This window comes from Aquabacterium sp. A08, assembly GCF_011742065.1.
The window spans coordinates 1-361 of the sequence record NZ_JAAQQT010000294.1; the positions used below are offsets into that span (position 1 = coordinate 1).

Below are 361 nucleotides of genomic sequence, written 5' to 3' on the forward strand. Positions count from 1 at the left end.
GCCTCCGAGTTTTCGCCGTACTGGCTGCGTTCGACCGCGGCGCGCACGGCCAGCGTGTCGCGGTGCAGGTCGGGGGGCAAGGCGGGGGCCATGGGGCTCAGGACTCCTGCGAATTGGGCAGGGTCAGGCGCGAGGTGGCGCCGTCGTCTTCTTCACCGCCCACGCGCTTTTCGTTCAGCCGCACCACGTCTTCGGAGGTCACGTCACCGGTGACGTACACCCCGTCAAAGCACGAAGCCTCGAAACCGCCCAGCCGGTCGCTCAGTGCACCCACGGCCTTCTTCATCGCGCCCACGTCCTGGTAGATCAATGCGTCGCAGCCGATGATCTGGCGGATTTCCTCGACCGTGCGGCCGTGCGC

1 pseudogene is annotated in these 361 nt (G+C 67.6%); it reads right to left on the reverse strand.

Annotated features, from left to right (window positions below):
• Positions 1-97: 97 nt before the first annotated feature.
• Positions 98-361, reverse strand: a pseudogene (locus HA630_RS01670) (amidophosphoribosyltransferase); the annotation flags it as partial.